Source organism: uncultured Thiocystis sp., assembly GCF_903866365.1.
Taxonomy (GTDB): domain Bacteria; phylum Pseudomonadota; class Gammaproteobacteria; order Chromatiales; family Chromatiaceae; genus Chromatium.
The window spans coordinates 1-1,675 of record NZ_CAIPNF010000159.1 but is presented as its reverse complement, the minus strand read 5'-3'; the positions used below and the strand labels follow the sequence as shown (position 1 = coordinate 1,675).

Sequence of the window (1,675 nt, the reverse complement as noted above, 5' to 3'; positions counted from 1 at the left end):
CCAACAACTGTCTGTTCGAGGGCTGGGAGCATCTCAACACGGTGGCGACCCAACTGGGCGAAACCGACGAAACGCAGCCGAAGCCGTCCCCGACGGTACGCCTTCCGCGCCTGGCGATGGGCGACCGTCTGCGCGTCGAGCGGAGCCTCGTCCAGCGCATCGAGAGTCAATGTCCGCCGCGTTATGGCGTGGGGCGGTTTCTGACCACGCTCGATCAGCACGGGCTGGCGCGTCCCTCCACGCTCGACACGGTGGTGCGTTCGCTGACCGCGAAAGGCTCTGTGGAGGCGCGCGCGGGGCAATTGCGTCCGACCGCGCTCGGCATCGAGGTCGACGCTTGGCTGACGCGCCAGGTGCCCTGGTTGAATACCGTCGAATCGGCCAGTTCCCTAGAACAAGCCTTGGATGCGGTCGAGCGCGGCGAATTAGAGCGGGACGCGCTGATCGGGGACTACGTGCAGCGTATCGAGGCGCTGAAAACGACGTTGGGCTATCGGGACGCCAGCGCGCGTCCTCCGAGCGCGGCGGCGTTGGCCTTGGCGCGGCAGGTCGCCGCGCGTCAGGAGGTCACGCTGCCCGCCGCCGCGCAAACCAGCGCGCAAGCGCTTTCCCAGTTTATCGACGCGCACGATCCGCGCGAGGCGCTGGGGAAATGCCCGGCGTGCGGACGGGCCACGCTCTCTGGCGGTGGCGGCGCGTTCGACTGCCGCGCGCCCGGCTGCGGGTTTCGGCTGTGGCGCGCGACCGTGGAGCGGTTCGTCGACCAATTCCAACTTCCGATCGAGGCGACGGCGCTGGTGCGCGATCTCGCCAAGCGCAAGAAGACCCTCTATCCCGGCCTGCTGCGCCAGGAGACTCAGGCGCGCTTCGACGCCTATTTAGGCTTGCGCGAATCGCGCGTGCGCCCCGGCACCTGGGACGTGGCCATCGTGGGATTTCCCAATGGCAAGCCCTCCTTCTGATGCGCGTCTTGGAAAGGGAAACACATCTGCGACACCTCGGCAAACACGGCTTGCGGCAACGCGGCATGGGACTGATGGGCCTCTTGGTCACGATCAATCTGGTCGCGTTTTTTTTGACGCTGCTGCTGAAACTGGGGCCGGTCGATGTCCAGTTCTGGACCGTGCGCTCGATCATGGGCGACGTGGCCGTGCAATCCGACATTCTTTCGCCAGGTCCGCGTGGACTCCACGAGTCGCTCGCCAAGCGCCTGAACATCAACAGCATCACGGGGATCGATGCGAAGAATTTCAAGATCGAAAAACAGCGCGAGGCGACCGATCGGATCGATTTCGCGAGCGAACGGCGCGTCCATCTCTTTTACAACATTGACGCCGTGGTCACGTTTGCGCACCAAGTCATTGCCAAAACTCACTAAGACAGGAAAGCCCGCACCATGCACAGCGCATCCGACAGACGCCCGATCCCGCCACGCGGCACGGCCCATTGGCGGTTCATTGCGGCGACCAGTCTCGCGCTCTGTTCCTCGGCGGGGATGGCGACGGCGACCGAACAACGCATCGACGACACGGCGCAACAAGCCCTGGCCATCACCCTCTACAACGACAATCTCGCGCTCGTCAAAGACCAGCGCCAAGTCGCGTTGGAACAGGGCGAGAACCGGCTTGCCTGGCGCAATGTCTCGGTCAAGATTCGTCCCGAAACGGCGCTGCTG

At 64.7% G+C, this 1,675-nt stretch carries 2 protein-coding genes and 1 pseudogene; all 3 read left to right on the top strand.

From position 1 onward, the window contains the following. On the top strand, window positions 1–962 hold a 962-nt coding region (locus tag QZY07_RS09100; RefSeq protein ID WP_295401752.1), incomplete at its 5' end, for a DNA topoisomerase. An 8-nt stretch (window positions 963–970) separates the two neighbouring features. Further along, window positions 971–1,378, top strand: coding sequence for a DUF4845 domain-containing protein (locus QZY07_RS09095; protein ID WP_295401750.1), 408 nt, complete (start codon window positions 971–973; stop codon window positions 1,376–1,378). A gap of 18 nt (window positions 1,379–1,396) precedes the next feature. Further along, window positions 1,397–1,675 (top strand): annotated as a pseudogene (locus tag QZY07_RS09090) (DUF4139 domain-containing protein); the annotation flags it as partial.